This is a genomic window from Micromonospora nigra, from assembly GCF_900091585.1.
Classification (GTDB): domain Bacteria; phylum Actinomycetota; class Actinomycetes; order Mycobacteriales; family Micromonosporaceae; genus Micromonospora; species Micromonospora nigra.
On the sequence record NZ_FMHT01000003.1, the window covers coordinates 3,076,894 to 3,101,905 of the forward strand.

The following is a 25,012-nucleotide window of genomic DNA, read 5'->3' on the forward strand; positions in this document are numbered from 1 at the left end:
CGTCAGCCCCCCAGCTCCGCCGGGCGACCTTCCGACTTGGGCTGACTGCGGGTCAGCTCCGCGTGGATGATCAACCGTTCGTAGTTGTCGAACTTCGGGTTGCAGGTGGTCAGGGTCAGCATCCGCTTCGTCGGCTTCGCGCCGGGCTTACCGGGCACCGGGGCGACCACCTCCACCTGGGTGGGCTTCACGATGATGTTGTCGGTGACCTGGTAGACGTACCACTCGTCGCGGCCCTCGACGACGATCGGGTCGCCGTCGCGCAGCTCGTCCAGCCGCCAGAAGGTCGCCCGGTTACGGTGCCCGGCGACCGAGAAGTTGCCGACCCGGCCGGGCATGGCGCTGTCCGGGTAGTGGCCCGGGGCATACCGGATGTCCTTCTGCGTGACGCCCTCGACCACGACCCACTGCTTGTCGAGCTTCGGGATGTAGAGCCCGGCGAGCGGCTTGCCGTTCACCGGCGGCTTCGGCTTGGCGGACGCGCTGGCCGACGGGGCGACCGTCGGATCGCCCTCCGGCCCCCACGCCTGTGCCAACTGCTGGGTGAGGTCGTCCTGGTGGGCGTCGACGATGGCCGACTTGCCCCAGATCTCGTAACCGGCGAACAGCAGCACCACCAGGCCGAAGGTGATCAGCAGCTCGCCACTGAGCCGCAGGCCCGTCCGCACGCGGGACCAGACCGTCGGGCGGGTCAGCTCGGAGTAGACGCTCCGGTAGCCCTCACCGGTCTGGTGCGGGCGCAGTTGCACCACCCGTTCCCCGCGCCGGGGGCGGGGCGGTTCGTCTGGCTCCCCGGCCTCGGCGGCATCCTCGCGGGGCGGGGTCCGGGGTACGGCGCCCATCAGCGCGGTCGAGTCGGGCGTGGGCCGCGTACGCCCGCCGACCGCCGGGATGACGGCGGTGGTCGCCGGGTCGGCCGGCGTGCCGGGGCCGGCCGCTGTCCGGTCGAGTCGGGGGATGAGGGCGGTGGGCGCGTCCCCGGCCGGTCCGTGCTGGCCGGCGTGGGGTGCTGCTCCGTGCTGGCCGGCGGGCGGCGGTGCTGCTCCGGGTCGGCCGGCGGGTGTCGGCTGCGCGCTGCGCTGGCCGGCGGCCGGCGGCGGCGACGTTCTGTGCGGGGCGGTCTGCCCGGCGGCGGACGGGGCGGTCTGCCCGGCGGGGACGGACGGGGTGGGGGCACCCGGTCGCACGACCGACCCGCCCGGCCAGACCGGGGGCGGGTCGGGGGTGCGGGTCGACCATGGCGCGTCGCCGCCCGGGGTGCGGGGCCGGGGGTCGTCGGTGGCCCGCCGGGGTGCCGACCCCTGCCAGAGACTCTGGTCGGGGAGGCCGGGGTGGTCGGCGGGCGGGTCGAAGCGCCCCGGGTTCGTGGGTCGCCCGGGGTCGGCGGGGCCGACGGCCGGCCGTGGCGCGGCGGTGGTCGTGGGCGGCGACTGCGGTGCCGCCGGCCGAGGACCCGGGGAAGCCGCGGCGGGCGTCAGGGGCGTCGGGCCGGCGGATGGGCGCGGGGCGGCGGGCTGCGGCCCGGCGGGTGGGTGGATGGCGGCGGGCTGCGGCCCGGCGGGTGGGTGGATGGCGGCGGGCTGCGGCCCGGCGGGTGGGCGGATGGCTGCGGGCTGCGGGCCGGCGGACGGACGCGGGGCGGCGGGCTGCGGGCCGGCGGCGACGGCCGGAGGCTCCGCGGAGCGCGGCGGCAGCACCGGGTCGGGCCACCGGCCGGCGGGAGCCGGACGGGCCGGCGCGGTCGCGGTGCGGTCGATCCGGGGCAGGATCTCGGTCTGCTCGTCGCCGTGCGGGCGCTGCCGACCGTCCTCCGGGCTGCTCACCGGGGCACCGTCGCCGAGCGCAGCGTCGTGCTGTCCTCGAACGCTGGCACGGTGACCGTGGAGACGGTCTCGCTGTAGCCGAGCTGGTAGTCGTCGACCGCGTCCTTGTACAACCGGACTCCCTCAGAGTCGGCGAGGGCCCGCTGAAGGGTGGCGGGGTCGCCGATTGCTACGATCTTGAACGGTGGGGAGTACACCCGGCCGTGCAACAGCAGGGTGTTACCGACGCAGCGTACCGCGCTGGTGGTCAGCACGCGGACGTTCATGATTGACATCGCCTCGGCGCCACCGGCCCAGAGGGCGTTCACGACCGCCTGGACGTCTCCCTGGTGCACCACCAGGTCGTCGTTGGTGGCGCCGTCGGGCAGCGTCTGGTCGCCGAGCCGGGGTGCGTCGTTGAGCTCAACGGTCACACCGGGCCCGGTGAGCGCCGTGAACCCGGCGGCGGCCCGGTACTCGGCGGCGCGGTCCTGCTGCTCGCGGATCGGGGCGTCGGACCCGGCAAGGGCGGTGGTGCGGCCCTCGACCTCGGCGCGTAGCTCGGCGGCGCGGGCCTCGTTGGCCGCCACCTGGGCGCGCCGGTCCTCGATGAGCTGGGTGAGCTGGGGGCGGCGGTCCTCCCGCAGGGCGGTGCCGCCGGCCGTGGTGGCGGTGGTCGTGAACAGCAGCCCGGCGGCGACCGCGATGACGGGCACCCCGATGGACCAGCCGCTGCGCCGGTGTGGCCGCCCGGGCAGCAGGCCGGCGACCAGGCGTCGCACGACCTTCTGCCAGGATGCCGCGCCGGATGTGTACTCCACTGACCCTTCCCCCTGTGTCTGGTGCGTGGCCACGGGCCCCGTCGCCGGGCGACCGTGGCCAACTTTTCCGGTGGAACCGGGTACCGGCCTGAACCATTCGTGGATCGGACGGGTTTTCGGGACTACGCTAGCTGTCGAACATTATTGGCCATGGACCGTCGCCCCCGCGCCCGGTTGTCAGGCCGGACGAGGTCGTAACCCCTCTGGAGAGCGTCGTGCCCAAGTCTCAGGTCCGCAAGAAGAAGGTGTACACCCCGCCGACGGACGTCCGTCCGACGGCCACGGCGGCGACGCGCAAGCCTAGCCCGGTGTGGCTGCCGGTCACGGCGGTCGCGCTCATCGTCTTCGGCATCGGGTGGCTGGTCGTGTACTACCTCTCCGAGCAGGAGTACCCGATCATGTCGCTCGGGTACTGGAACCTGGCGGTCGGCTTCGGCGCGATGGTCGCCTCGCTCGTGCTGCTCTCCCGCTGGCGCTGACCCGGCGGCCCTTTCCCGCCGACGGCTTCGTCGTGCGCCGTCCGGAGACGTCCAGGTCACTCCGCCTGGCCCCTACCGGGCGAACGTGAGCCGGGCACCCTAAGGTGTCGGCAGGGCGGCGTGGCCTGGGTGCGAGAAGTCTCACGTTACCGATGGGTAACCTTGCGCGTAGGCTGCACTGCATGACCGAGCGGAGCGAGGTCATCGACCGGTCCGGTCGGGGGTGCGGCTAGCAGCTCGCCGCTCGCGCCCCGACCTGGATCCCGGTCGCCGAGCCGCTCGACAGGCAGCAGACCGGGGAGGCCAACTCGATGGGCAGCGTCCAGATCGTCACCACGATCCTCGCGGCCGCCATCACCGCCGTTGCGGTGTGGCTCGCGGCGCGTGCGGTCATGAAGATGGTGGCGGTGATCCGGCTGGGTCAGCCCGACCCGTCCCGCTTCACCGACAAGGGCACGCGCACGACGACCATGCTGGCGGAGACCGCCGGCCACACCCGGATGCTCCGCTGGAGCGTGGTGGGTGCCGCGCACTGGTTCGTGATGGTCGGCTTCGTCGTGCTGTCGCTGCTGGTGCTCGAGGCGTACTTCGAGGTGGTGTCCCCGACGGGCGGTCTGCCGCTGGTCGGCGGCTGGGCCCTCTACGGCCTGGTCACCGAGTGGATCGGCATTCTCGGCATCATCGCCATCCTGGTGCTGATCGCGATCCGGTTCCGCAACCGGCCCACCCGGCCCGGCGGGAAGTCCCGGTTCACCGGCTCCACCATGTGGCAGGGCTACTTCGTCGAGGCCGTCGTCCTCGCGGTGCTGATCATGGGCTTCGTCATCCGGGGCTTCAAGGTCGCCACGGACCACTTCGAGTACCCGACCTGGGCGACCCCGCTCAGCCACGCAGTGGGCTCCATCCTGCCCGACGCCGAGGCCGGAGTGAGCATCGCCGCCCTCATCAAGATCATGATTTCGATGACCTGGCTCATCGTGATCGGGCTCAACGTCACGATGGGTGTCGCCTGGCACCGCTTCCTGGCCTTCCCCAACATCTTCTTCAAGCGCAACCCCGGCGCCGCCGGTTCCGGTCTCGGTGCCCTGCGGCCGATGATGAGCCAGGGCAAGCCGCTCGACTTCGAGGAGGCCGACCCCGAAAAGGACCAGTTCGGCGTCGCCCAGGTCGAGCAGTTCACCTGGAAGGGCCTGCTGGACTTCAGCACCTGCACCGAGTGCGGGCGCTGCCAGTCGCAGTGCCCGGCCTGGAACACCGGCAAGCCCCTGTCGCCGAAGCTGCTGGTGCTCAGCCTGCGCGACCACGCGTACGCCAAGGCGCCCTACCTGCTGGCCGGCGGCGGCAAGGACCTGACCGGCGAGGAGAAGGCCACCGCCGCGCAACTCGCCCACGTCGACGTGCTCGCCCTCGCCGAGGCCGAGAAGCCGCTGATCGGTACCGCCGAGGAAGGCGGCATCATCGACCCCGACGTGCTCTGGTCCTGCACCACCTGCGGCGCCTGCGTCGAGCAGTGCCCGGTCGACATCGAGCACGTCGACCACATCGTCGACATGCGCCGCTACCAGGTGCTCATCGAGTCGAACTTCCCCTCCGAGGCCGGCGTCATGCTGCGCAACCTGGAGAACAAGGGCAACCCGTGGGGGGCCCCGCAGAACACCCGCGAGGACTGGACCAAGGGCCTCGACTTCGAGGTGCCGCGGGTCGGCGAGGTCGAGGACTTCGAGTACCTGTTCTGGGTCGGCTGCGCCGGCGCGTTCGAGGACCGGGCCAAGAAGACCACCCGCGCGGTCGCCACGCTGCTCAACGAGGCCGGCGTCTCCTTCGCCATCCTCGGCGAGGGCGAGACCTGTTCGGGTGACCCGGCCCGCCGGATCGGCAACGAGTTCGTCTTCCAGATGCTCGCCCAGCAGAACGTGGAGACCCTCAACGAGGCGTTCGAGGGCCGCGAGAAGAGCCGGAAGAAGATCGTCGCCACCTGTCCGCACTGCTTCAACACCCTGGGCAACGAGTACGGCCAACTCGGCGGCGAGTTCGAGGTCGTGCACCACACCCAGTTGCTGGCGCACCTGGTCAGCACCGGCAAGCTCACCCCCGTGCAGCCGGTCGACGGCGGGGTGACCTACCACGACCCCTGCTACCTGGGCCGGCACAACCGGGTCTTCGCGGCCCCCCGCGAGGTGCTCGGCAGCGCCGTCGCGGGCGAGGGCGGAGACGGTCGCGGCGGCGCGGGCGACAGCGGCCTCGTCGAGATGCCGCGCAACAGCGAGCGCTCCTTCTGCTGCGGTGCCGGCGGCGCCCGCATGTGGATGGAGGAGAAGATCGGCAAGCGGATCAACGTGGACCGGGTCGAGGAGGCCATGTCCACCGGGGCGCGGACGGTCGCCGTCGGTTGCCCGTTCTGCTCGACCATGCTCAACGACGGGGTGAACGGCAAGGGCGCCGGCGAGCAGGTCGAGGTGGTCGACGTGGCCAGCGTGCTGCTCCGCTCGGTCCGGCCCGACCAGACCCGCACCTCCGAGGAGCCGGTGGCCGGCTGAGTCGTTCCGCGCGTACGACGGGCGCGGCAGCACCCTCCACAGGGGCGCTGCCGCGCCCGTCGCGTTCGACGCGGGAAGACGATCGGCACTCTCGGTACCCGCGTCGTCGCACCCACGTGAAGCTCTCTCGGGTCGTCTTGATTCCACCTCTCGGCTTCCCTACTCTGAGGCACCGACCGCTGTGTGGGTCGTCTGTCCCGCCTCTCCACCTCTCGGCGGGACGCCCGGCGGTCGGTTGCAAAGGAGTCGATGCCGGTGGCAGCCGTGCCCCCTCATCGTCGTGGCCCGAAGCGGAACACCCGACCGGGTGGCCTGCGCCGCGCCGCCCGTGCGCTGCTCGTCCTCGCCGCCGCCGTCGCTGTCGGCGCTGGCGTGCTCGCCGCGCCCGCTCACGCCGAACCCACGGTCGACGAGATCGAGGCGCAGATCGACAAGGAGTGGCGCAAGCTCGAACCGACCATCGAGCAGTACAACAAGGTGCGCTCGGAGCTGAGGGTCAACCGCAAGAAGGCGGCCGACCTGGAGAAGAAGATCGAGCCCCTGGCCCTGGAGGCCGAACTGGCGATGAACCGGGTGGGCAGCCTCGCCTCCCGCTACTACGTCAACGGGCCCTCGCAGGAGATCAGCGCACTGCTGCTCAACGCCAACCCGGACACCCTCGGCGAGCAGATGGCGCTGCTCGACCGCCTGGCGGCGCAGGAGCGCCGGCAGATCGACGAGGTGGTGCGCGTCCGGCAGAAGTACGACGACCGCAAGCGCAGCCTCGACGCCCTCATCGCTTCCCAGACCAAGCAGCAGACGGAGCTGGCCGCGAAGCGCAAGCAGATCGAGGCCGACGTCAAGCGCCTGGAGGCGTCGCTGCCGAAGACCACGGTCAAGACGACGAACTGCCCCACCATCAACGGGGTGGTCAGCGAGGCGGCCAGGATCGCGATCCGGACGGCCTGCGCGCAGATCGGCAAGCCGTACGTCTTCGGCACCACCGGCCCGAACACCTTCGACTGCTCCGGCCTGACCCAGTACGCCTACAAGGCGGCCGGCATCTACCTCACCCACTTCACCGGGGCACAGTGGAACGAGGGCAAGGCCATCTCCCGGGCCGACGCCCGCCCCGGTGACCTCGTCTTCTTCTTCAGCGACCTGCACCATGTCGGGCTCTACCTGGGCAACAACCAGATGGTGCACGCCGCGCGGGCCGGCAAGCCGGTGAACGTCTCCAGCATCACCACCATGCCCCTGGCGGGTTTTCGCCGACCCGGCTGACCCGTCACGCAGTGCCGCCCGAAGACCCCCGGTCAAGCGTCCGGGGGTCTTCGCTTCTGTCGGCTATCAGCACGGAGTGTCATCGCGTGAATCCGTTGCGCATCGCCGGTGGTCGTCCCTAACGTGGTCCTCCGTCGGGCCGGTGACCGACCATCCGGCCGGGATGGCGACGGTCCGACACCGCCGAGTCGCTTCCGAGCGAGCCGGGGACCCAGGTTCCCCGGGGTGAATCCGCAGCCGTTGCGGTAGGGCGCCCCCTTCCCGCCCGAACCCGTCAGCTAACCCGGTAGGCGGTCTGAGGAAGAAGGAGTACGGAGCCCGGTGGCACACCATGCCCCGCGGCCACCGTTGACCCGGCCGGCGATCGCCGGCCCGATGACGGCTGCGCCGCGCCCACGCTGGTACCGCTGCACCACCGCACTCGCCGCCCTGCTCGGCGTCGCCGTCGTCCTGACGGCAGGCGCCACCGGGGCCCAGGCCGACCCCACTGTCGCCGACATCGAGCGCCAGATCGACGAGGACTGGAACCGGCTCGAACCCGTCATCGAGAAACACAACGCGACCCGTCAGGACCTCGCCGACCGGCGTCGGGAGGCCGACGACCTGGCCGCCCGCATCGCCCCGCTCCAGCAGCGGGTGGACGAGGCCATGAACCGGGTCGGGCAGCTCGCCGTCCGGGCGTACAAGGGTGAGACCGTCAGCGCCGTGAACGCCCTGCTGGGCGGCCGGTCACCCGCCGAGCTGATCGAACAGCTCGGCCTGCTCGACCGGTACGCCCACCACCAGCAGTCCGACGTCCGGCAGGCCGCCGAGCTGCGCGACGAGCTGGCTGCCGCCAAGGCACCGCTCGACGACGTGATCGCCCAGCTCACCCGCGCCGAGGCGCAGCTGGCGGAACGCAAGCGGCAGATCAACGCAGAGATCGACCGGTTGCAGCGACTGCGGCTGCGCGCGTACGGCAGGGGTGGCGGCGGGCCGCTGCGGCCGGCACCCTGCCCGGCCACCTACCCGGGCGGCCCCGCGGGGGCGGCGGTGTCGTTCGCGTGTGCCCAGATCGGCAAGCCGTACGTGTGGGGGGCCGAGGGACCGCACGCGTTCGACTGCTCGGGGCTGATGCTCGCGGCCTGGGCGAGGGCCGGGGTGTCGCTGCCGCACAACGCCGCGCGGCAGCGACGGGTCACCGCGTCGGTCCGGCGCGGCGAGCTGCGACCGGGCGATCTCGTCTTCTACTACGCCGACCTGCACCACGTCGGCATGTACGTGGGCGGGGGCTGGGTGGTGCACGCCTCCCGCGCCGGGGTGCCGGTGAAGATGAAGAAGCTGAACGACGGCCCGATCCACAGTTTCGGACGACCGGGCTGACGCCGGCCGCGTACCAGAGGACAGGCCCGCGCCGCCGACGGCGCGGGCCGGTCGGCCGCTCGCGGGGCGTGCGTCGGCCGACGGCGGGTCAGCGGGTCGGCCAGGCGCGCCAGTTCTGCCAGGCGCGGCTCGGCGTGGGGCCGCGCTGACCCTGGTAGCGCGAGCCGTAGACCGCCGAGCCGTAGGGGTGTTCGGCGGGCGAGGAGAGCCGGAAGATGCAGAGCTGGCCGATCTTCATGCCCGGCCAGAGGGTGATCGGCAGGTTGGCCACGTTGGACAGTTCCAGCGTCACGTGGCCGGAGAAGCCGGGGTCGATGAAGCCGGCCGTGGAGTGGGTGAGCAGGCCGAGCCGGCCCAGCGAGCTCTTGCCTTCCAGCCGCCCGGCGAGCTGCTCGCCGAGCGAGATGACCTCCAGGGTGGAGGCGAGCACGAACTCGCCCGGGTGCAGCACGAACGGTTCGCCCTCGGGGACCTCGATCGCCGACGTCAGGTCGTCCTGCCGGGTCGCCGGGTCGATGTGCGTGTAGAGGTGGTTGTTGAAGACCCGGAACAGCCGGTCCAGTCGGACGTCGATGCTGGACGGCTGCACCAGGGTGGGCTCGAACGGCTCCAGCGCGAGGGTGCCCGCCTTGATCTCGGAGACCAGGTCCCGGTCGGAGAGCAGCATCGGAACACCATAGCGAGCGGTGTGCGTGACCTGCGTGTCGGACTAGGTCTTCGTACACGTGTTCGATAGGATGTCGGCATGGCTTCCTGGTCCGAGTTCTCCGCTGACGAGCCCCGACTCGCCGAGGGGATCCGCCTTCTCATGCAGCAGTACGGGCCGGGTTTCGGCTACCTGGCCACCGTCCGTGCCGACGGTGGGCCGCGCGTCCACCCGGTCTCGCCGGTGATCACCGACGAGGGTCTGTTCTGCTTCGTCATCGACTCGCCCAAGCGACGCGACCTGGAACGCGACGGCCGCTACGCGCTGCACTCGTTCCCGCCGGAGGAGAGCGACGACGAGGCGTACGTGGCCGGTCGGGCGCGTCCCGTGACCGACCGGGCCCGGGTCGGCCGGCTGGTCGACATCGCCCGCGCCGAGCCGCGCGCCGACTGGCGGCTGTTCGAGTTCACCGTCGAGGTGGCGATGCTCGCCCACCGGGAGCACGGCGTCGCGGGTGGTCCCGGCGACCCCGGCGGCCGGCCCCACGTGCAGGTCTGGCTCGACCCGGCGACCCCGGCGGCCGGCGGCCTGCCACAGCCCGCGTCCGCCGCCCGCCACGTCCGCGCGGCCTGACCCCGCACCCGCCGGTGCCGGCCCCGTCGAGGGAGCCGGCACCGGTGGTACGCGGTCAGAGCTGGCGGGTCACGCCGCGCGGTACGCGTTCCACGCGTTGATCATCCGGGTCGCCTGGCCCGGGGTGAACTGGTACATGCAGGTGTCGTACGAGTAGTCCATGAAGTTGGTGATCGGGTCCAGGCCCGGCGCGGAGCAGGTGTCGCGGCCGGTCGGGCACCCGCTGGCCGGCGACGCCTCCGCAGGGGTGTCCGAGACGCTGTCACCCGAACCGGCGCAGCCGCCCTGGAAGGTGTGGTAGAGGTTCAGCCAGTGACCCACCTCGTGGGTGCCGGTGTCGCCCTGGTTGTAGTTGGTGGCGGTGCCACCCGGCAGCGACTCGCTCAGCACGACCACGCCGTCCATGCTGTTGAGCCGGGTCTGCGGGAAGGTTGCCCAGCCGAGCAGGTTGTTGCTCAGCGCGCCCAGGTAGATGTTGAGGGTGTTCTTGCCGCCGACCCGCAGCTGGGACTTCATCTGCCGCTCGGCCGACGAGCCCTGCCTGATCGGGTACCACGACGAGTTGGTCACCCGGTTGATCCGCTGGAGCGAGAAGGTGAACGCGGTCGACGCGCCGCCGGTGGCCCCGCTGAACGACTCGTTGAGCACCCTGATCTGCGAGTTGACCATGGAGTCGGGGATGTTGCCGCCCGCGCGAGTCGAGTTCCGCTGGATCACGTGCACCACGACCGGGATCGTCACCGACGCGGCGGCGGCCTGGGTGCTGAGGGTGCGCTGGCCGACGCGCTTGGCCTGCACCTGGAGCAGCTCCGCCAGCTCGGTCTCGCGCTGCTGCACCTGGCGGAGGGTCAGCTGGTTCGGGTCGTGCGTCGTACCCGCGCCAGGCCGTGCCCTCGCCAGCGCGTCAGCCGGCTCGCAGACCTCGTCGGCGGCGGAGGCGGCGGTGACTGCGGGGGCGGCCGGGGCGGTGGCGGCCGGCAGCAGGCCGACCGTGGCCACTCCCAGCAGCAGGGCGAACGACGTCGATGCGATGCCGGCGTAGCGCCGGTTCAGCAGGTTGGGACGGAGTCCCATGGGCCCACCTCTTTCTGGACGGCGTGACCGGGGGTGTGTCGCGCCGTGGGGGAAACGTGCAGCAGACGTTACAACCCATCGACACATTTGAGAATGGGCATATGTTGCCGGGATGAAACTTCTGCCGACCGAGGCGAGGCCCTCCAGGTGAGAGGGTGGCCGGGACCGGACACGGCGGCTTCGGGGTGCCTGGGTGCAGGCGGGCGGTGACTCAGGTACAGTGGTGCCGCCTGCGGGTGTAGTTCAATGGCAGAACATCAGCTTCCCAAGCTGACAGTGCGGGTTCGATTCCCGTCACCCGCTCCACCACGAAGGCCCTGGTCAGGATGTGAGTCCCGAGCCAGGGCCTTCGATGTTTCCAGGTCAACGATCATGCGCCGGGCCATCCACGGGCCACTACCCGCGCCGGGCCACCCCGCCGGCCACCCGATGATCTTGTTCAGATTGCCGCGCCAGATGAGCTTGCCGCTCGGCGTGGTGAAGACCAGCGCTTCCGGGTTGTCGTCGACGAAGCCGGCCAGCTAATCACGGAGCGCGGGCAGGATCGTCGCCGGCACCGCCGCGGTACGCAGGCGCCGCCTACGCTGTCGCGGTGGACGCGGGCAGGGTGTGGCGGCTGTACCACCGGGGCGAGTTGGTCGGCGAGATCGACGTGCAGAGCCACGACTTCCCCTGGATGTACGGCCGGTTTCGCGCGCTACCGGGGTTCGAGCCGCTACGGCCGCTCTTCGCCGCGCGGAGCGCCTCTGCCGGCCAGGAAGGCGACGAGGCCATGGAACGGGATAGCGAGGCCAAGCGTGCCGCCGTCACGATGACCTTCCCCGACGGCGGCGAGGTGGCCGAGTTCCTACTGACCATCAAGGACGACGCGGCCGGATTCCGGTGGTATGACGAGCCGTTCGAGGACGAGTAGGACCGGGTCGGCCAGGGGCACGAGCCGGGGTGAACCCAGGCCGACCGGGGGTCACCAGGGCGCTGCCGATCGTGCGACTTGCGACTCATCCGCGAGAGTCGGCTGCGGGAGTCGGCTGCGGGAGTCGGCTGCGGGAGTCGGCTGCGGGAGTCGGCTGCTTATGATGGCCCGATGGCGTCAGTCAAGCAGTTCCAGGTCACCTTCGACTGCGCAGAACCTGAGCGCGTCGCCCGTTTCTGGTGTGAGGTGCTGGGGTACGTCGTACCGCCGCCACCGGAGGGTTTCGCTACCTGGAACGATTTCGATCGCGCGCTGCCGCCCGAACATCAGGGTTCAGCGTTCGCGTGCGTCGATCCTTCAGGTGTGGGCCCGCGACTGTTCTTCCAGCGCGTTCCCGAGGGCAAGGTCGTCAAGAACCGACTGCATATCGACGTGCGGGTCGGCACCGGGCTCGTGGGTGAGGAGCGCGTGGCCGCACTTGAGGCCGAATGCGCACGACTGGTCGCGCTCGGCGCGGTACGGGTGCGACTACTGCTTGCCGACGGTCACAACGAGTCGTGCCTCGTGATGCAGGACGTCGAGGGCAACGAGTTCTGTCTCGACTGAGTGGCCGCGAACGTGGCACTTCGTGAGTCGAGGGGCCCTTCCACATCCACAGTTCGCCGTCGAACTCCAGTCCACCCGGCCAGCACAGAAGCGCCCTCCGACAGGGCCGGCGCGCTCGCCGTAGGGTGACGACCATGCGGATTGGCATCGTGATCCTGCCCGACCAGCGCTGGTCGGTGGCGCGGCACCGGTGGCGGCAGGTCGACGAGTGGGGCTTCGACCACGCCTGGACGTACGACCACCTGGGCTGGCGGGACCTGGTCGACGGCCCGTGGTTCGACTCGATGGGGACGTTGACCGCCGCCGCGACGGTGACCGCCCGGATCCGACTGGGCACCCTGGTCGCCTCGCCGAACTTCCGACACCCGGCGGCCTTCGCCCGGCAGGTCACGGCGCTCGACGACGTCTCCGACGGGCGGGTGCTGCTCGGGCTGGGCGCAGGCGGGATCGGGTTCGACTCGGCGGTGCTCGGCGGCGAGGAACTGCCGCCCCGGCAGCGGGTGGACCGGTTCGCCGAGTTCGTCGAGCTGCTCGACCTGATCCTGCGCGAGGACGGCACCACCTGGCGGGGCGACTGGTTCGCCGCGGTGGACGCGCGGAACAACCCGGGCTGCGTACAGACGCCACGGGTGCCGTTCGTGATGGCGGCCAACGGGCCCCGCTCGATGCGCCTGGTGGCCCGCTTCGGCCAGGGTTGGGTGACCACCGGGCCCGGCGCGGACGACCTGACGGACTGGTGGAATGGCGTACGGGAGTACGCCCAGCGCCTCGACGGGGTGCTCGACGTGACCGGACGCGACCCGGCCACCCTGGACCGCCACCTGTCGCTGGACTCGGCCCCGGTGTTCTCGCTGGACAGCGCCCAGTTCTTCGCCGACCAGGTGGGGCGGGCCGCCGAGCTGGGCTTCACGGACGTGATCACCCACTGGCCGCGGCAGAGCAGCTGGTACGCGGGCGACGAGTCCGTCCTGGTCGACGTGGCCACCCGCCTGCTGCCGGAGCTGCGCCGGGTCTGAGGACGGCGCAGCCACCCACACCAGTGACGGCGGCCACCCACACCGGTGACGGCGGCCACCCACACCAGTGACGGCGCAGCCACCCTCGCCGGTGACGACGGCCACCACGGCTGGACGCCGCACGGGCACCGGCGGAGGTTCAGACGCCCAGGTCGCCGCTGGCGACGCCGCCCTCGCCGCCGGACACCAGCCGGAACCGCACGCAGACGACCGCCGCGTCGTCGGTGACGGGGGTGCCCTGCCGCGCCCAGTAGGCGGCGTGGCCGGCCCGCCACTCCTCGATGTCGCGGTCACCCTCCCCCTCGGCGCGGGCGAACTCCCAGGGCACCTGCGCGAAGGGAACCACCTCGACGCCGGTCACCTCGACGACGCCGGCCAGCACGTCGTCGTCGTCCACCAGCACCAACCGCTCGCCGACGTGCTCCAGTTGCTCGTGCTCCTGGGCGTACTCGGTCAGCAGCCCGGCGGTCGCGGTCTTCACTCCGGCCAGGACGAGGGTGTTGAGATTGGTGCGCAGCTCACCGGGCGTGCCGAGGGCGAGCGTGCGCAGTCCACCGATGCGGGGCCACATCCTGCCGAGGCTACCGGCCGGCCGATCGCCCGTCGTGGCACTTGTCGCACCTGTGCGGGTCGACCCGGCGGTACGGTGGTCGTTCGACGACAAGGAGACGTCCATGGCGGACCGCCGCGCGGTGCTCATTCCCGGCCAGGGCTACGACACCCGGTACCCACTTTTCCTGTACGCGGGGGAGGCGCTGCGCCGGGCCGGGTTCGCCCTGCACGCGGTCACCTGGCAGGTGCCGGACGACCTCGACCTGGAGACCGCCGGCCGGTGGGTCAACGAGCAGGTCGCCCCGACCCTCAACGACCGCACGGATCTGCTGGTCGGCAAGTCGCTGGGCACGTTGGCCGTGGAGTTGGCCGCCGATCGGGGGCTGGCCGCGGTGTGGCTGACCCCGCTGCTGCACCGACCGGACGTGGTCGCCGCGCTGCGCCGCACCCGAGCGCCGTTCGTGCTGGTCGGAGGCACTGCCGACCGTACGTGGGACGGTGCGGTGGCCCGCCGGCTCACCCCGTACGTGCTGGAGATCCCGGAGGCGGACCACGCGCTGATGGTGCCGGGGCCGCTCGCCCGCAGCGCGGCGGCGTTGGGTGAGGTGTGCACCGCCGTGGAGCGGTTCGTCGGCTAGGTGCCCGGAGGTGGGTGTCAGGGCGTCCTGTCGAGGTCGGCGGCGTCGAGCAGTGCGGTGACCCGGAGTTCGGCGGCGAGTTCCGGGGCACACCCGCGGACGACGGCCGCCGTGCCGGCGGGTTCGGCGCCCCGGGCCGCGCAGATGTCGTAGAGGGCGCGGACCTGGGCGCCGGTGGCGATCCAGTCGTCCACGACGAGGACCCGGTCGCCGGGGCCGAGGTGCCGGTCGCGGACGGCCAGGTCGACTCGCCGACCCCGGAAGTCGGGTGGGCTCTGGGCCCAGGTGAGCGGCCCGGGTGGCAGCCGCCCGTCGACTGGTTTGTGCGCCGGGACGAAACCGACGCCGAGCGCGGTCGCCGCGAGCGGGCCGAGGAGGAGACCGGTGACCGCCGGGGAGACGACGACGGTGGGCCGGGCCGGGCGGAACGGGGCGACGAGAGCGGGCCCCAGTTCGGCGAGTACCTGCGGGTCGCGCCACCAGCCGGAGAGGTCGCTGACCAGGTGATCGGCTTCGGGGCCGGGGTCGATCCACCGGAACAGCTCGACGAGTCGTCCGCTCAGGTCGGCGTACATGCCGACCATCCTGCGGCACCGTCCCGGCGCACGTGGAGACGGTCCTGCGCGCGTCGTCCTGTTCACCGGACCCGCAGCACATCGCCCTGTTCTCAGGGCCCGGGGCACATCGTCGGGCCGGTTGATTCACGTGCTCACGTCAATCAGGCATGCTGTCGGGTGTACGCACGCACTCCTTCCAGTCGGGCCACGGCCCACTGAGCCCCGGATCCCGCGCCGGCCTCGGCGCGGCCCTCGCCCTGCTCGCGCTCGTCTCCGCCGTGGAGCTGGCGGACGGGCGTGAGGCGAACTACATCGCCCTGATGGTGGCCGCGCCGTTCCTGGCGGCGGCGCTGGCGTCCTGGCGTGTGGTCCTCGGGGTGGGGGCCGCCGCTTCCGTGCTCGGTGCGGCCTTCGCCTTCGTCGAGCCGGCCGTCTCGGTGTCCACGGCGGTCGCCGTGGCGGGGATCGCTCTCGGAACGGCCATCGCGGCGGCGGTGGCGGCGATGCGCCAACGGCAGGCCGAGCAGATCGCCGAGTTGTCCAAGCTGGCGACGGTGGCCCAGCAGGCGGTGCTGCGTCCGCTCGGGCCTCGGGTCGGGACGCTCTCGGTGGCCGGCCGGTACATCTCCTCGACGGCGACCGCCGAGATCGGTGGCGACCTGTACGAGGCGATCGACACCCCGTACGGCGTACGCATGATCATCGGTGACGTGCGCGGGAAGGGGCTGGAGGCGGTCCGCCTGGCCAGCATCGTGCTCGGCTCCTACCGGCACGTGGCGTACGACCGGGCGGACCTGCGCGCGGTCGTCGCCGACCTGGACCGTGCGGTGGCCCGCAACGTGGGTGACGAGGACTTCGTGACCGCCGCGCTGGTCGAGGAGCGGGGCGGCACGCTGACCATCGTCAACTGCGGGCACCCGTCGCCGCTGCTGATGCGTCGCGGTTCGGTGATCCCGCTGGACCCGCCCGCCCCCGCGCCGCCGCTGGGTTTCATGCCGGTGGTCCGTCCCCGGGTGGAGCGGCTGGAGCCCGGTGACCGGCTGCTGCTGTTCACCGACGGGCTCGGTGAGGCCCGCCGGGACGGCGAGTTCTTCCCCACCGCCGACCGGGCGTGGCGGCTGCTCGGGCACGGCACGGTCGCCGACGGCCTGGCGTCGCTGGAGACCGCCCTGGTGGAGTGGGTGCACGGCCGGCTGGACGACGACATCGCGCTGGTCCTGATGGAGTACACGGGATCTCCGGCCGCCACGCCCGCGGTGGTGCCGAGCTGGGAGGTCGGCGCGACGGAGGGGTGATCCATCCGGGTCCGTCCGGGTCCGTCCAGGTGTCGTAATCCCGAACCGCAGGTGTGTAATCGCTGTCACTTCCGCCAGTGGCTTGTCGCTGCCTACCCGTGAGTAATACAGTCAGGGTTACTGATCGGTAACACCTGTCCGGAAGCGGGGCCAGCGAGCATGACCCACTACAAGAGCAACCTTCGGGACCTCGAGTTCAACCTGTTCGAGGTTTTCGGGGCGGACCGGACGTTCGGCCAGGAACCGTACACGGACCTGGACGTCGATACCGCCCGCAGCTTCCTCTCGGAGGTCGACCGCCTGGCCCGCGAGGACCTCGCGGCCAGCTACACGGACAGCGACCGCAACCCGCCGGTCTTCGACCCGGCGACGCACACCGCGCCGCTGCCCGAGTCGTTCAAGAAGTCGTACCAGGCGTTCATGGATTCCGAGTTCTGGCGGCTGGACCTCCCCGAGGTCCTCGGCGGCACCAACGCTCCGCGGGCTCTCTGGTGGTCGCTCGCCGAGCTGGTGCTCGGCGCGAACGCCCCCGTCTGGATGTACGCCTCCGGCCCGTCCTTCGCGCACGTGCTGCACGTCGAGGGCACCGAGCAGCAGAAGAAGTGGGCCAAGCTGTTCATCGACAAGCAGTGGGGCTCCACCATGGTCCTCACCGAGCCGGACGCCGGCTCCGACGTCGGTGCCGGCCGCACCCGTGCCGTCCAGCAGCCGGACGGCACCTGGCACATCGAGGGCGTCAAGCGCTTCATCACCTCGGGTGAGCACGACCTGAGCGACAACATCGTGCACTACGTGCTGGCGCGCCCGGTCGGCGTCGAGGGAGTGGGCGGGCCGGGCACCAAGGGCCTGTCGCTGTTCGTCGTGCCGAAGTTCCACTTCGACTCCGAGACCGGCGAGCTGGGCGAGCGCAACGGCGTCTACGCCACCAACGTCGAGCACAAGATGGGCCTGAAGGTCTCGAACACCTGCGAGGTGACCTTCGGCGAGCACGGCGTACCGGCCAAGGGCTGGCTGCTGGGCGAGAAGCACGACGGCATCCGCCAGATGTTCATGATCATCGAGTACGCCCGGATGATGGTCGGCACCAAGGCGATCGCCACGCTCTCCACCGGCTACCTGAACGCCCTGGAGTACGCGAAGAACCGGGTGCAGGGCGCCGACCTGATCCAGCAGGCCGACAAGACCGCCCCCCGGGTCACCATCACCCACCACCCGGACGTGCGCCGCTCGCTGCTGCTGCAGAAGTCGTACGCCGAGGGTCTGCGGGCGCTGGTCTGCTACACCGCCTCCTGGCAGGACAAGGTGGCCATGGCCGAGGCGGCCGGCGACGAGAAGGCCACCAAGCTGGCGAAGCGGGTCAACGACCTGCTGCTGCCGCTGGTGAAGGGCGTCGGCTCGGAGCGGGCGTACGAGCTGCTCGGTCACGAGTCGCTGCAGACCTACGGCGGCTCCGGCTTCCTCCAGGACTACCCGCTGGAGCAGTACGTCCGGGACGCCAAGATCGACACTCTGTACGAGGGCACCACCGCGATCCAGAGCCTCGACCTGATCTTCCGGAAGATCGTTCGGGACAACGGCAAGGCACTGATGGCCGTGGCCGGCGAGATTCAGGAGTTCATCGCCACCGAGGCCGGCAACGGTCAGCTCAAGGAGGAGCGTCAGGCTCTCGGCAAGGCGCTCGCTGAGATCCAGACGATGGTCGGCGTGATGACCGGTTGGCTGGGCGAGGCGCAGGCCGGCGACGGCCGTGCCCTGTACAAGGTGGGCCTGGGCAGCCGCCGCTTCCTGCTGGCCCTCGGCGACGTCGTGGTCGGCTGGCTGCTGCAGAGGCAGGCCGACGTGGCACTGAAGGCTCTGGCGGGCGAGGTGTCCGCCGCCGACCGGGCCTTCTACACCGGCAAGGTGGCCGCCGCCCGGTTCTTCGCCCGTGAGGTGCTGCCCCGCCTCGGCGCCGACCGGCGGATCATCGAGGGTGCCGACCTCGACATCATGGACCTCCCGGAGGAGGCGTTCTGAGTAACCCCGTACCGCTTCGTGCGGTTGGGGTGACCCCGGATGTCCTCGGGGCGTGAGCTGGTCGTGACGGCCGGCGGGTGGTGACCCGCCGGCCGTTGGCGACCCCGCTCCGAGCCGAGTTCGGCATCGACGGCGGGGCGCAGTCGACGACCAGCTCCACTCGAGTGCGGTGGTCCGGATCCGCTGCGGACGCCAGCAGGCGGAGGCTGGCCGCGATTGGGGTCGGCCCGCCGGGTAGGTGGTGCCGTTGGCGGGTAACCGTCGCGGGACCACGTCAGGGAACGCCCAGAGCCACCGCACGGGGGAGTGCAGCGCACATGGGCATTGGTAGCGGGATCTTCCTGATCGCGATCGGCGCGATCCTGACCTTCGCCATCAGAGCCAACGTCTGGTGGATCGATCTGCGCGCGGTCGGCTGGGTCTTCATTCTGGCCGGGCTGGCCGTCCTGCTCACCACGCTCTGGTTCTGGCAGGATCGCCGCAAACGGGCCAGGACCCTCATCGTGGAGGAGAACCGGCTGTCGCATCCGACGGCGATGATGCCACCGCCGCCGGACCCGCCGCCGCCCACCGGGCCGCCCAACTGACCGACCACGGCACAGGGCCGGTCGTTGAAGCCCCCACTCGTCCATCCGCCACCGCACTCACCACCGGCCGTGCCACCACGGGCACGGGCGGCTCAGCCGCGGGCGGTGTGCCGCACGTCGATCGGGGCCGTCGCCCGTCCCAACTCCGACCAGGCCACGGTGGGGTGGTGCACCACGATGTCGCTGGTGCGCAGCCCGTCCGGATCGGCCCGCTGCGGAGCCAGCAGCGCCGAAAGCAGCGAGATGCCCGGGTTGTGCGCCACCAGTAGCACCGTGCGGGCGCAAGGGTCGACCCGCCGCACCAGCTCCAGCAGATCCTCCGGATGCGCCTCGTACGCGTCCTTCTCGTACCGCACCACCGGCGTGGGACCGGCCGTTCCGCCCTCCGCCCGTACGCCGGTCATGCCCGTCTCCACCTGGTGCCAGGTCTGCCGCGTGCGCAGCGCCACCGAACAGAGCACCACGTCGGGCAGCAGCTCGTGGCGGGCCAGCCAGGCGCCGGCGGCCGTCGCGTCCACACGCCCCCGCGCCGCCAGAGGTCGATCCACGTCCGGCCCGTCGCCGTGGGGCGGCTCGGCCTTCGCGTGTCGCAGCAGCACCAGTGCCCGTCGTTCCTCCCCAGTGTCCGTCATGCCACCAGCTTGCCCGATTGGCGATCACCGTGCCCGGGTATGTCGATGCGTGCCGCACCCTCATCCATGGCCGCGGCGGAGTGCAACGCCAGCGGAGAGCCGAGGAGACGACGAGATGGGCATTGGTGGCAGCATCTTCCTGATCGCGGTTGGTGCGATCTTCGCGTTCGCCGTGGAGGCGGATGTGGGCTGGCTCAACCTGAGCGTCGTCGGCTGGGTGCTGATGCTCGCCGGGGTCGCCGGCCTGCTCGTGACCCTCTACTTCTGGAACTCGCGTCGCCACACCGTGGCCACCGTCCGCGAGGAGCGGGTCATCGACGACCGGGCCGTGCCGGTCCGGGACGACCGCGTCGTACGGGAGCACCGCGAGGTGCGGCGTCCCGGCCGCACCGTCTGACCCCCGCCGACCCGTGCCGGGGCCCGCGACGTGGCGGGCCCCGGCACGTGACCGTTCAGGCGAACAGGGCGAAGTAGATCGCGATGTGGTGGCACAGGGCCGCCACCAGGGTGCAGGCGTGGAAGAACTCGTGGTGGCCGAAGACCGTCGGCCACGGGTTGGGTCGGCGTAGCGCGTAGAAGACCGCGCCGACGCTGTAGATCGCACCCCCGACGGCGAGCAGCACCAGCGCGGTGACGCCGCCCTCGCGCAGGATGTCCGGCAGCATCGCGACCGACACCCAGCCGAGCGCCAGGTACAGCGGCGCGGACACCCAACGCGGGGCGTGCGGCCACACCAGTTTGACCGCGACCCCGCCCAGCGCGCCGCCCCAGACCAGCGACAGCATGACGACGGCCGCCCGTTCGTCGAGCAGCAGCACGCAGAACGGGGTGTACGTGCCCGCGATGAAGACGAAGATCATCGAATGATCCATGCGGCGCATGATCTGGTAGCCGCGCTCGGTCCAGACGCGACGATGGTAGAGGGCGCTGGTGCCGAACAGACCACAGACGGTCAGGCTGTAGACGAGGCAGCTCACCAGGGGTGCCCAGCCGGGCCGGGTGGCGGCGATCGCGGACAGCACGATCCCGGCGACCACGGCGACGAAGAAGGCGTACGTGTGCAGCCAGCCGCGCATCCGGGGTTTACCGATGTCGACCGGCTTGAGCCGAAGCGGTGCGGAGGTGGTCACTCCCTCAGGCTACGGCACCGTAGGTTACTTCTGGGTAGTGCCACCCGTCACGTGTCATGACGGGCCGGGGAATCCGGGGGCACCAGAACCGTACGCAAGGATGGCGGGATGCGGATCCGACCCGTCGGCGCCCACGCCCTCCTGCTCGACCTCGCCCCGGCACCAGACGACCCCGTCCCCGCCCCCGACCGCGACTCCGCCCCCGACCACGCCCCGGCAGCCGGCAGCTCTGACGCCGCCCCCGACCGCGCCCCGGCAGCCGGCGGCTCTGACGCCGACGCCGACTCCGTCCCGGCAGCCGGTGGCCCCGACCTCGCCGACCGGGTCGAAGCCTGGCGGGCCGAGCTGTGGCGACGCCGCGAGAACGGCGAACTGACCGCCGAGGAGATCGTTCCCGCCGCCGCGACCGTCCTGCTCGACGGTGTACCCGACCCCGCCGGTACGGCCGCCCGGATCGTCCGCTGGACGCCCGCCGCCACCACGGCCACCGCCCAGTGGACGCCCACCACGGCCGCCGCCCGATCGACGTCCACCACGGCCGCCGTCCGCACCGTCGACGTTCCCGTCACCTACGACGGGGAGGACCTGCCCCTCGTCGCCGGCCACTGGGGCGTGGACGTGCCGACCGTCGTGCACCGCCTCGCCACCACCTCCTTCCGGGTGGCCTTCTGCGGCTTCGCTCCCGGCTTCGCGTACCTGACCGGGCTGCCCGCCACCCTCACCGTGCCCCGGCTGGCCACCCCCCGGCCCCGGGTGCCGGCGGGTGCCGTCGCCCTGGCCGGCCCGTACGCCGGCATCTACCCCACCGCCTCACCCGGTGGGTGGCTGCTGGTCGGTCGGACCGGGCTGACCCTGTTCGACGTGCACGCCGACCCACCCGCCCGGCTCGCCCCCGGCACCCGCGTCCACCTGGTGCCGGCGTGACCGGGCCGGGCCACCACCGCCCGCCCTGTCACCGCCTCCACGGCCCGGACACCCGCACGCCGGCCCGGGTCGTCGAGGTGCTCCGGGCCGGGGCGCTCACCACCGTGCAGGACCTCGGCCGGCCCGGCTGGGCGCACCTCGGGGTGCCCCGCTCCGGCGCGCTCGACCCGGCCGCCCTGCGGCTGGCCAACCGACTCGTCGGCAACGCCGAGGCCGCCGCCGGCCTGGAAACCACCCTGACGGGCTGCGACCTGCGGTTCGTCCGCGCCACCACGGTCGCGGTGACCGGAGCGGACGCCGCCGTCCTGGTCACGGTGCCGCACGGCCCCGGTCGAGCCGCAGACGTGGGCCGGCCGCTGTCCGTACCCGCCGGGGCGGTGGTGCGGATCGGCCCACCCCGCGTCGGCCTGCGGAACTGGATCGCCGTGGGCGGGGGGATAACGGTCCCGCCCGTGCTGGGCAGCCGCGCCACCGACACCCTCTCCGGGCTCGGCCCCCCGCCACTACGGGACGGGGACCGCCTCCCGCTCGGCGACCCGGCCGGCGCACCGGCCCCGGTCGACGTCACCGTGCCCACCCCGCTGCCCGGGGAACTGCGCCTGGCGCTTCGCCTCGGCCCTCGGCACGACTGGTTCACGGCCGCCGCTCTCGACCGGCTGTTCGCCGAGGCGTACACGGTGAGCCCGCTGAGCAACCGGGTCGGCGCGCGCCTGTTCGGCACGCCGCTGCCCCGCGCGGTGGCCGGGGAACTGCCCAGCGAGGGGTTGGTGCTGGGCGCGGTGCAGGTGCCGGCGGACGGCCAACCGCTCGTCTTCCTCGCCGACCATCCGACCACCGGCGGGTACCCCGTCGTGGGGGTGGTGGACGACGTGACCGCGCTCGCGCAGGCCCGTCCGGGCACTACGGTGAGGTTCCATGGACCTCAACGCTGATCTCGGTGAGGGATTCGGCATCTGGCGGCTCGGCGACGACGAGGCGCTGCTCGACCTGGTCACCTCCGCCAACGTCGCCTGCGGCTTCCACGCCGGCGACGCGGCCACCATGCGCCGGGTCTGCGCCGCCGCCGTCGAACGCCGGGTCGCCGTCGGGGCCCAGGTCGGCTATCGGGACCTGGCCGGCTTCGGCCGGCGGCACATCGCGTACGAGTTCGCCGAACTACGCGACGAGGTGATCTACCAGCTCGGCGCGCTGGACGTCTTCTGCCGCCTGTTCCGCACCCGCGTCCGCTACCTGAAGCCGCACGGCGCGCTCTACCACGCCGCCGCCTGCGACGAGGTGCAGGCGGCGGCGCTGATCGCCGCCGTCAAGGACGTCGACGACGAGTTGCCCCTGCTGTGCCCGCCCGGATCGGTGCTCGCCCAGCTCGCCCAGGGTGCGGGCCTGCGGGTGGTCGCCGAGGGCTTCGCCGACCGTGGCTACCTGCCCAGCGGCGCACTGGTGCCCCGCAACGCCCCCGGGGCGCTGCTCACCGACCCGGAGGAGATCGCCCAGCGGGCCGTACGGATGGCGACCGACCGGACGGTGGTCGCGGTCGACGGCACCGTCGTCCCGTGCGTGGTCGAGTCGATCTGCCTGCACGGCGACACCCCCGGCGCGGTCCGCTCCGCCGAACTGGTCCGCGCCGCCCTCCTCGACGCGGGCGTGGTTCCCCGCCCCTTCACGGACTGACCATCCGGCCGACCGGGCCGGTCAGGTGTCCAGGCCGCGCAGCACCAACGGAAGGCGGGTCGCGCCGCCCTCGACCACCCGCACCGGTACCCCCAGTCCTGCCGCGTCAGGTGGCAGGCCGCGTGTTCCACGTCGGCGTCGCAGGTCGCCGCCTGGGCGGTCACCTGGAGCACCCCGCCGGCCACGTCGGCGTCGACCACCAGCCGCCGGGACAGGTCGGTCGTGGTGCCGGCCCCCTCCCGCAGCAGCTCCGGTGGGGAGGCCGACACCACCAGCCGGGTGGACGGCCCGTACGTGTCGTCGAGCTTCTGCCCCGGCGCGGGAGTGAACACCACGTCCAGGGTGACCTCGCCGGCTGCCACGTCCGTCGGCTTACGTTCGGTGCGGTGCCGGGGTCCGTCGACCGTGTTCGCGCCGGCTGCGGACAGCGCGCCCGGGGCGAGCCGGGTCAACCGGTGCGCGGCTGACTCCACCACCAGCACCCCGCCGTCCGCGGTGAGCACCAGGTCGCTCGGCTCCGCCAGCCCGTCGGCCACCGTGGAGACCCGCTCGGTCTGCGGGTCGTAGCGGCGGACCGCGCCGTTGTACGTGTCGGCGACCAGCACCGAGCCGTCGGGCAGCGCACACACCCCCAGCGGATGCTGGAGCAGCGCCTGCGCCGCCGGCCCGTCCACGTGCCCGAAGTCGAACAGCCCCTGACCCACGGCGGTGCCCATGGTGCCGTCCTCGACGTACCGGATCGCGCTGGTCTCGCTGTCGGCCACCCACAGCCGGGCGCCGTCGGCCGACACGGACAGGCCCGACGGCTGCGCCATCCACACCTCGGGCAGCGGCCCGTCCCGCAGCGCCTCGACCGTGGTGCCCGCGTACATGCCGGCGGTGCGCTTCACCGGGTCGAACCACCAGAGCTGGTGGATGCCGGCCATCGCCACCACGATTCGGTCGTCGTACCAGGCCACGTCCCAGGGCGAGGACAGGTCGACCGAGAGGGCGTCGTGCGCGTGGTCGTCCACGGTGGAACGCCACTGCCGGCCGCTGCCGGCCACGGTGACGACCGCACCCGAGGTGAGGCTGACACCGCGCAGCAGGTGGTTGACGGTGTCCGCGACGACCACGTCGTAGCCGGCCACCTCGGCGGTGTGCGGCGGCAGCAGGCAGATGCCCTGCGGCTCCGAGAAGGAGGCCACGTCCGGCGGCCCGTCGGCCCGGCCCCGGCTGCCGGTGCCGACACGCCGGACCACCGTCTCGCCGTCGGGGGCGAGTTCGACCAGCGAGTGTCGGGCCGAGTCGGACACCAGCAGGTTGCCGCCGGGCAGGACGAGGGCCTTGCCGGGGAACCGCAGGGTGGTCTCCGGCTCGGCGGGCGGCACGTAGGGGCCGTCGCCCCGGTGCAGGGTGCCCCGGGCCTCGTGCGTGGCGATCAGGTCGTCGATGAGTCGGGCCAGCCCTTCGGCGTGGCCCTCGCCGGCCATGGTGGCCACCACGTAACCCTCGGGGTCGACCACCGCCAGGGTCGGCCAGGCGCGGGCCGCGTACTGCTGCCACATGTCCAGCTCGGGGTCGTCGAGCACCGGGTGGTGTACGCCGTACCGCTCGACGGCTGCGGCGAGGGCGTCCGGGTCCTTCTCGTGCTCGAACTTCGGCGAGTGCACGCCCACCACGACGAGCACGTCGGCGTACTTCTCCTCCAGCGGACGCAACTCGTCGAGCACGTGCAGGCAGTTGATGCAGCAGAACGTCCAGAAGTCCAACAACGCGATCTTGCCTCGGAGGTCGGCGAGCCGCAGCTCCCGCCCGCCGGTGTTCAACCAGGCCCGACCCCGCAGCTCGGGTGCGCGTACGCGTGCACTCATGGCCCCAT

At 72.1% G+C, this 25,012-nt stretch carries 24 protein-coding genes, 1 tRNA gene, 1 pseudogene and 1 riboswitch; of the genes and pseudogenes, 17 read left to right on the plus strand and 9 right to left on the minus strand.

The features are described 5' to 3' along the window. Window positions 1-2: 2 nt before the first annotated feature. Both GA0070616_RS28775 and GA0070616_RS13040 read right to left on the minus strand, forming a co-directional pair. A complete protein-coding gene (locus GA0070616_RS28775) occupies window positions 3-1,823 on the minus strand; it encodes a class E sortase (RefSeq protein WP_245712755.1) in 1,821 nt (606 codons plus the stop codon). Next, window positions 1,820-2,623: a DUF881 domain-containing protein gene (locus tag GA0070616_RS13040; RefSeq protein ID WP_091081484.1), complete on the minus strand. Its 804-nt coding sequence runs from the start codon at window positions 2,621-2,623 to the stop codon at window positions 1,820-1,822. The genes GA0070616_RS28775 and GA0070616_RS13040 overlap by 4 nt, the downstream gene beginning before the upstream one ends. A gap of 215 nt (window positions 2,624-2,838) precedes the next feature. On the opposite strand from GA0070616_RS13040, the gene GA0070616_RS13045 reads away from it, so the two are divergent. From GA0070616_RS13045 to GA0070616_RS13060, 4 genes are all read left to right on the plus strand, one after another. Beyond that, the gene (locus GA0070616_RS13045) at window positions 2,839-3,102 is read left to right on the plus strand and encodes a cell division protein CrgA (RefSeq protein WP_091081487.1); all 264 of its coding nucleotides are present in this window, start codon (window positions 2,839-2,841) and stop codon (window positions 3,100-3,102) included. A gap of 311 nt (window positions 3,103-3,413) precedes the next feature. Beyond that, window positions 3,414-5,639 (plus strand): (Fe-S)-binding protein, encoded by a 2,226-nt coding sequence (locus GA0070616_RS13050; RefSeq protein ID WP_091081489.1) that lies wholly within the window; start codon window positions 3,414-3,416, stop codon window positions 5,637-5,639. A gap of 249 nt (window positions 5,640-5,888) precedes the next feature. Then, entirely contained in the window at window positions 5,889-6,902 is a 1,014-nt protein-coding gene (locus GA0070616_RS13055) for a C40 family peptidase (protein WP_091081491.1), read from the plus strand. 171 nt (window positions 6,903-7,073) lie between these two features. After that, window positions 7,074-7,211, plus strand: a riboswitch (cyclic di-AMP (ydaO/yuaA leader). Window positions 7,212-7,223: 12 nt separating this feature from the next. Next, entirely contained in the window at window positions 7,224-8,264 is a 1,041-nt protein-coding gene (locus GA0070616_RS13060; protein ID WP_175440068.1) for a C40 family peptidase, read from the plus strand. Window positions 8,265-8,352: 88 nt separating this feature from the next. Here the strand turns inward: GA0070616_RS13060 and dcd are convergent, their stop codons facing one another. Further along, complete coding sequence (dcd, locus tag GA0070616_RS13065; protein WP_091081494.1) at window positions 8,353-8,931, minus strand: dCTP deaminase; 579 nt, start codon at window positions 8,929-8,931, stop codon at window positions 8,353-8,355. 78 nt (window positions 8,932-9,009) lie between these two features. On the opposite strand from dcd, the gene GA0070616_RS13070 reads away from it, so the two are divergent. Next, window positions 9,010-9,543, plus strand: a complete 534-nt coding sequence (locus GA0070616_RS13070) for a pyridoxamine 5'-phosphate oxidase family protein (protein ID WP_091081497.1) — start codon at window positions 9,010-9,012, stop codon at window positions 9,541-9,543. Between the two features lie 69 nt (window positions 9,544-9,612). On the opposite strand, the gene GA0070616_RS13075 is transcribed toward GA0070616_RS13070, so the two are convergent. Continuing rightward, window positions 9,613-10,617, minus strand: a complete 1,005-nt coding sequence (locus GA0070616_RS13075; protein ID WP_091081500.1) for a zinc metalloprotease — start codon at window positions 10,615-10,617, stop codon at window positions 9,613-9,615. A 232-nt stretch (window positions 10,618-10,849) separates the two neighbouring features. On the opposite strand from GA0070616_RS13075, the gene GA0070616_RS13080 reads away from it, so the two are divergent. The 4 genes from GA0070616_RS13080 to GA0070616_RS13095 all read left to right on the plus strand — a co-directional run bounded on the left by GA0070616_RS13080 (window position 10,850) and on the right by GA0070616_RS13095 (window position 13,152). Then, window positions 10,850-10,923, plus strand: a tRNA-Gly gene (locus GA0070616_RS13080). 286 nt (window positions 10,924-11,209) lie between these two features. Beyond that, on the plus strand, window positions 11,210-11,530 hold the full coding sequence (locus GA0070616_RS13085; RefSeq protein ID WP_091081503.1) for a hypothetical protein: 321 nt from the start codon (window positions 11,210-11,212) through the stop codon (window positions 11,528-11,530). 171 nt (window positions 11,531-11,701) lie between these two features. Next, window positions 11,702-12,136, plus strand: coding sequence for a VOC family protein (locus tag GA0070616_RS13090; RefSeq protein ID WP_091081504.1), 435 nt, complete (start codon window positions 11,702-11,704; stop codon window positions 12,134-12,136). A gap of 134 nt (window positions 12,137-12,270) precedes the next feature. Then, window positions 12,271-13,152, plus strand: a complete 882-nt coding sequence (locus GA0070616_RS13095; RefSeq protein WP_091081505.1) for an LLM class flavin-dependent oxidoreductase — start codon at window positions 12,271-12,273, stop codon at window positions 13,150-13,152. 139 nt (window positions 13,153-13,291) lie between these two features. On the opposite strand, the gene GA0070616_RS13100 is transcribed toward GA0070616_RS13095, so the two are convergent. Then, window positions 13,292-13,723: an ASCH domain-containing protein gene (locus GA0070616_RS13100; protein ID WP_091081508.1), complete on the minus strand. Its 432-nt coding sequence runs from the start codon at window positions 13,721-13,723 to the stop codon at window positions 13,292-13,294. 103 nt (window positions 13,724-13,826) lie between these two features. Here GA0070616_RS13100 and GA0070616_RS13105 point away from each other — a divergent pair, with 103 nt between their 5' ends. Beyond that, window positions 13,827-14,342 carry an alpha/beta hydrolase gene (locus GA0070616_RS13105; RefSeq protein ID WP_091090651.1) on the plus strand — a complete coding sequence of 172 codons (516 nt, stop codon included), beginning with the start codon at window positions 13,827-13,829 and terminating at the stop codon, window positions 14,340-14,342. A gap of 17 nt (window positions 14,343-14,359) precedes the next feature. Here GA0070616_RS13105 and GA0070616_RS13110 read toward each other — a convergent pair whose 3' ends face one another. Beyond that, a complete protein-coding gene (locus tag GA0070616_RS13110) occupies window positions 14,360-14,917 on the minus strand; it encodes a phosphoribosyltransferase family protein (RefSeq protein ID WP_091090654.1) in 558 nt (185 codons plus the stop codon). Window positions 14,918-15,066: 149 nt separating this feature from the next. On the opposite strand from GA0070616_RS13110, the gene GA0070616_RS13115 reads away from it, so the two are divergent. The 3 genes from GA0070616_RS13115 (at window position 15,067) to GA0070616_RS13125 (ending at window position 18,797) form a co-directional block, all read left to right on the plus strand. Beyond that, entirely contained in the window at window positions 15,067-16,194 is a 1,128-nt protein-coding gene (locus GA0070616_RS13115; protein ID WP_091081510.1) for a PP2C family protein-serine/threonine phosphatase, read from the plus strand. Between the two features lie 159 nt (window positions 16,195-16,353). Next, window positions 16,354-18,210, plus strand: a complete 1,857-nt coding sequence (locus GA0070616_RS13120) for an acyl-CoA dehydrogenase (protein WP_091081512.1) — start codon at window positions 16,354-16,356, stop codon at window positions 18,208-18,210. Between the two features lie 317 nt (window positions 18,211-18,527). Then, window positions 18,528-18,797, plus strand: coding sequence for a DUF6458 family protein (locus tag GA0070616_RS13125; protein ID WP_091081514.1), 270 nt, complete (start codon window positions 18,528-18,530; stop codon window positions 18,795-18,797). A 92-nt stretch (window positions 18,798-18,889) separates the two neighbouring features. Here the strand turns inward: GA0070616_RS13125 and GA0070616_RS13130 are convergent, their stop codons facing one another. Then, window positions 18,890-19,429: a SixA phosphatase family protein gene (locus GA0070616_RS13130; protein ID WP_091081516.1), complete on the minus strand. Its 540-nt coding sequence runs from the start codon at window positions 19,427-19,429 to the stop codon at window positions 18,890-18,892. A 115-nt stretch (window positions 19,430-19,544) separates the two neighbouring features. Here GA0070616_RS13130 and GA0070616_RS13135 point away from each other — a divergent pair, with 115 nt between their 5' ends. Beyond that, the gene (locus GA0070616_RS13135; RefSeq protein WP_091081518.1) at window positions 19,545-19,826 is read left to right on the plus strand and encodes a DUF6458 family protein; all 282 of its coding nucleotides are present in this window, start codon (window positions 19,545-19,547) and stop codon (window positions 19,824-19,826) included. 55 nt (window positions 19,827-19,881) lie between these two features. On the opposite strand, the gene trhA is transcribed toward GA0070616_RS13135, so the two are convergent. Beyond that, the gene (trhA, locus tag GA0070616_RS13140; RefSeq protein WP_091081520.1) at window positions 19,882-20,559 is read right to left on the minus strand and encodes a PAQR family membrane homeostasis protein TrhA; all 678 of its coding nucleotides are present in this window, start codon (window positions 20,557-20,559) and stop codon (window positions 19,882-19,884) included. 108 nt (window positions 20,560-20,667) lie between these two features. Between trhA and GA0070616_RS13145 the strand changes: the two genes are divergently transcribed. The 3 genes from GA0070616_RS13145 to GA0070616_RS13155 are packed head-to-tail and all read left to right on the plus strand — an operon-like array spanning window position 20,668 to window position 23,151. Further along, entirely contained in the window at window positions 20,668-21,483 is an 816-nt protein-coding gene (locus GA0070616_RS13145) for a 5-oxoprolinase subunit B family protein (protein ID WP_091081523.1), read from the plus strand. Further along, the gene (locus GA0070616_RS13150) at window positions 21,480-22,415 is read left to right on the plus strand and encodes a 5-oxoprolinase subunit C family protein (RefSeq protein ID WP_091081525.1); all 936 of its coding nucleotides are present in this window, start codon (window positions 21,480-21,482) and stop codon (window positions 22,413-22,415) included. Before GA0070616_RS13145 ends, GA0070616_RS13150 begins: the two co-directional genes overlap by 4 nt. Beyond that, window positions 22,399-23,151: a LamB/YcsF family protein gene (locus GA0070616_RS13155; RefSeq protein WP_091081527.1), complete on the plus strand. Its 753-nt coding sequence runs from the start codon at window positions 22,399-22,401 to the stop codon at window positions 23,149-23,151. The genes GA0070616_RS13150 and GA0070616_RS13155 overlap by 17 nt, the downstream gene beginning before the upstream one ends. 21 nt (window positions 23,152-23,172) lie before the next feature. On the opposite strand, the pseudogene GA0070616_RS13160 reads toward GA0070616_RS13155, so the two are convergent. After that, a pseudogene (locus GA0070616_RS13160) lies at window positions 23,173-25,004 on the minus strand (NHL domain-containing thioredoxin family protein). Window positions 25,005-25,012: the final 8 nt, after the last annotated feature.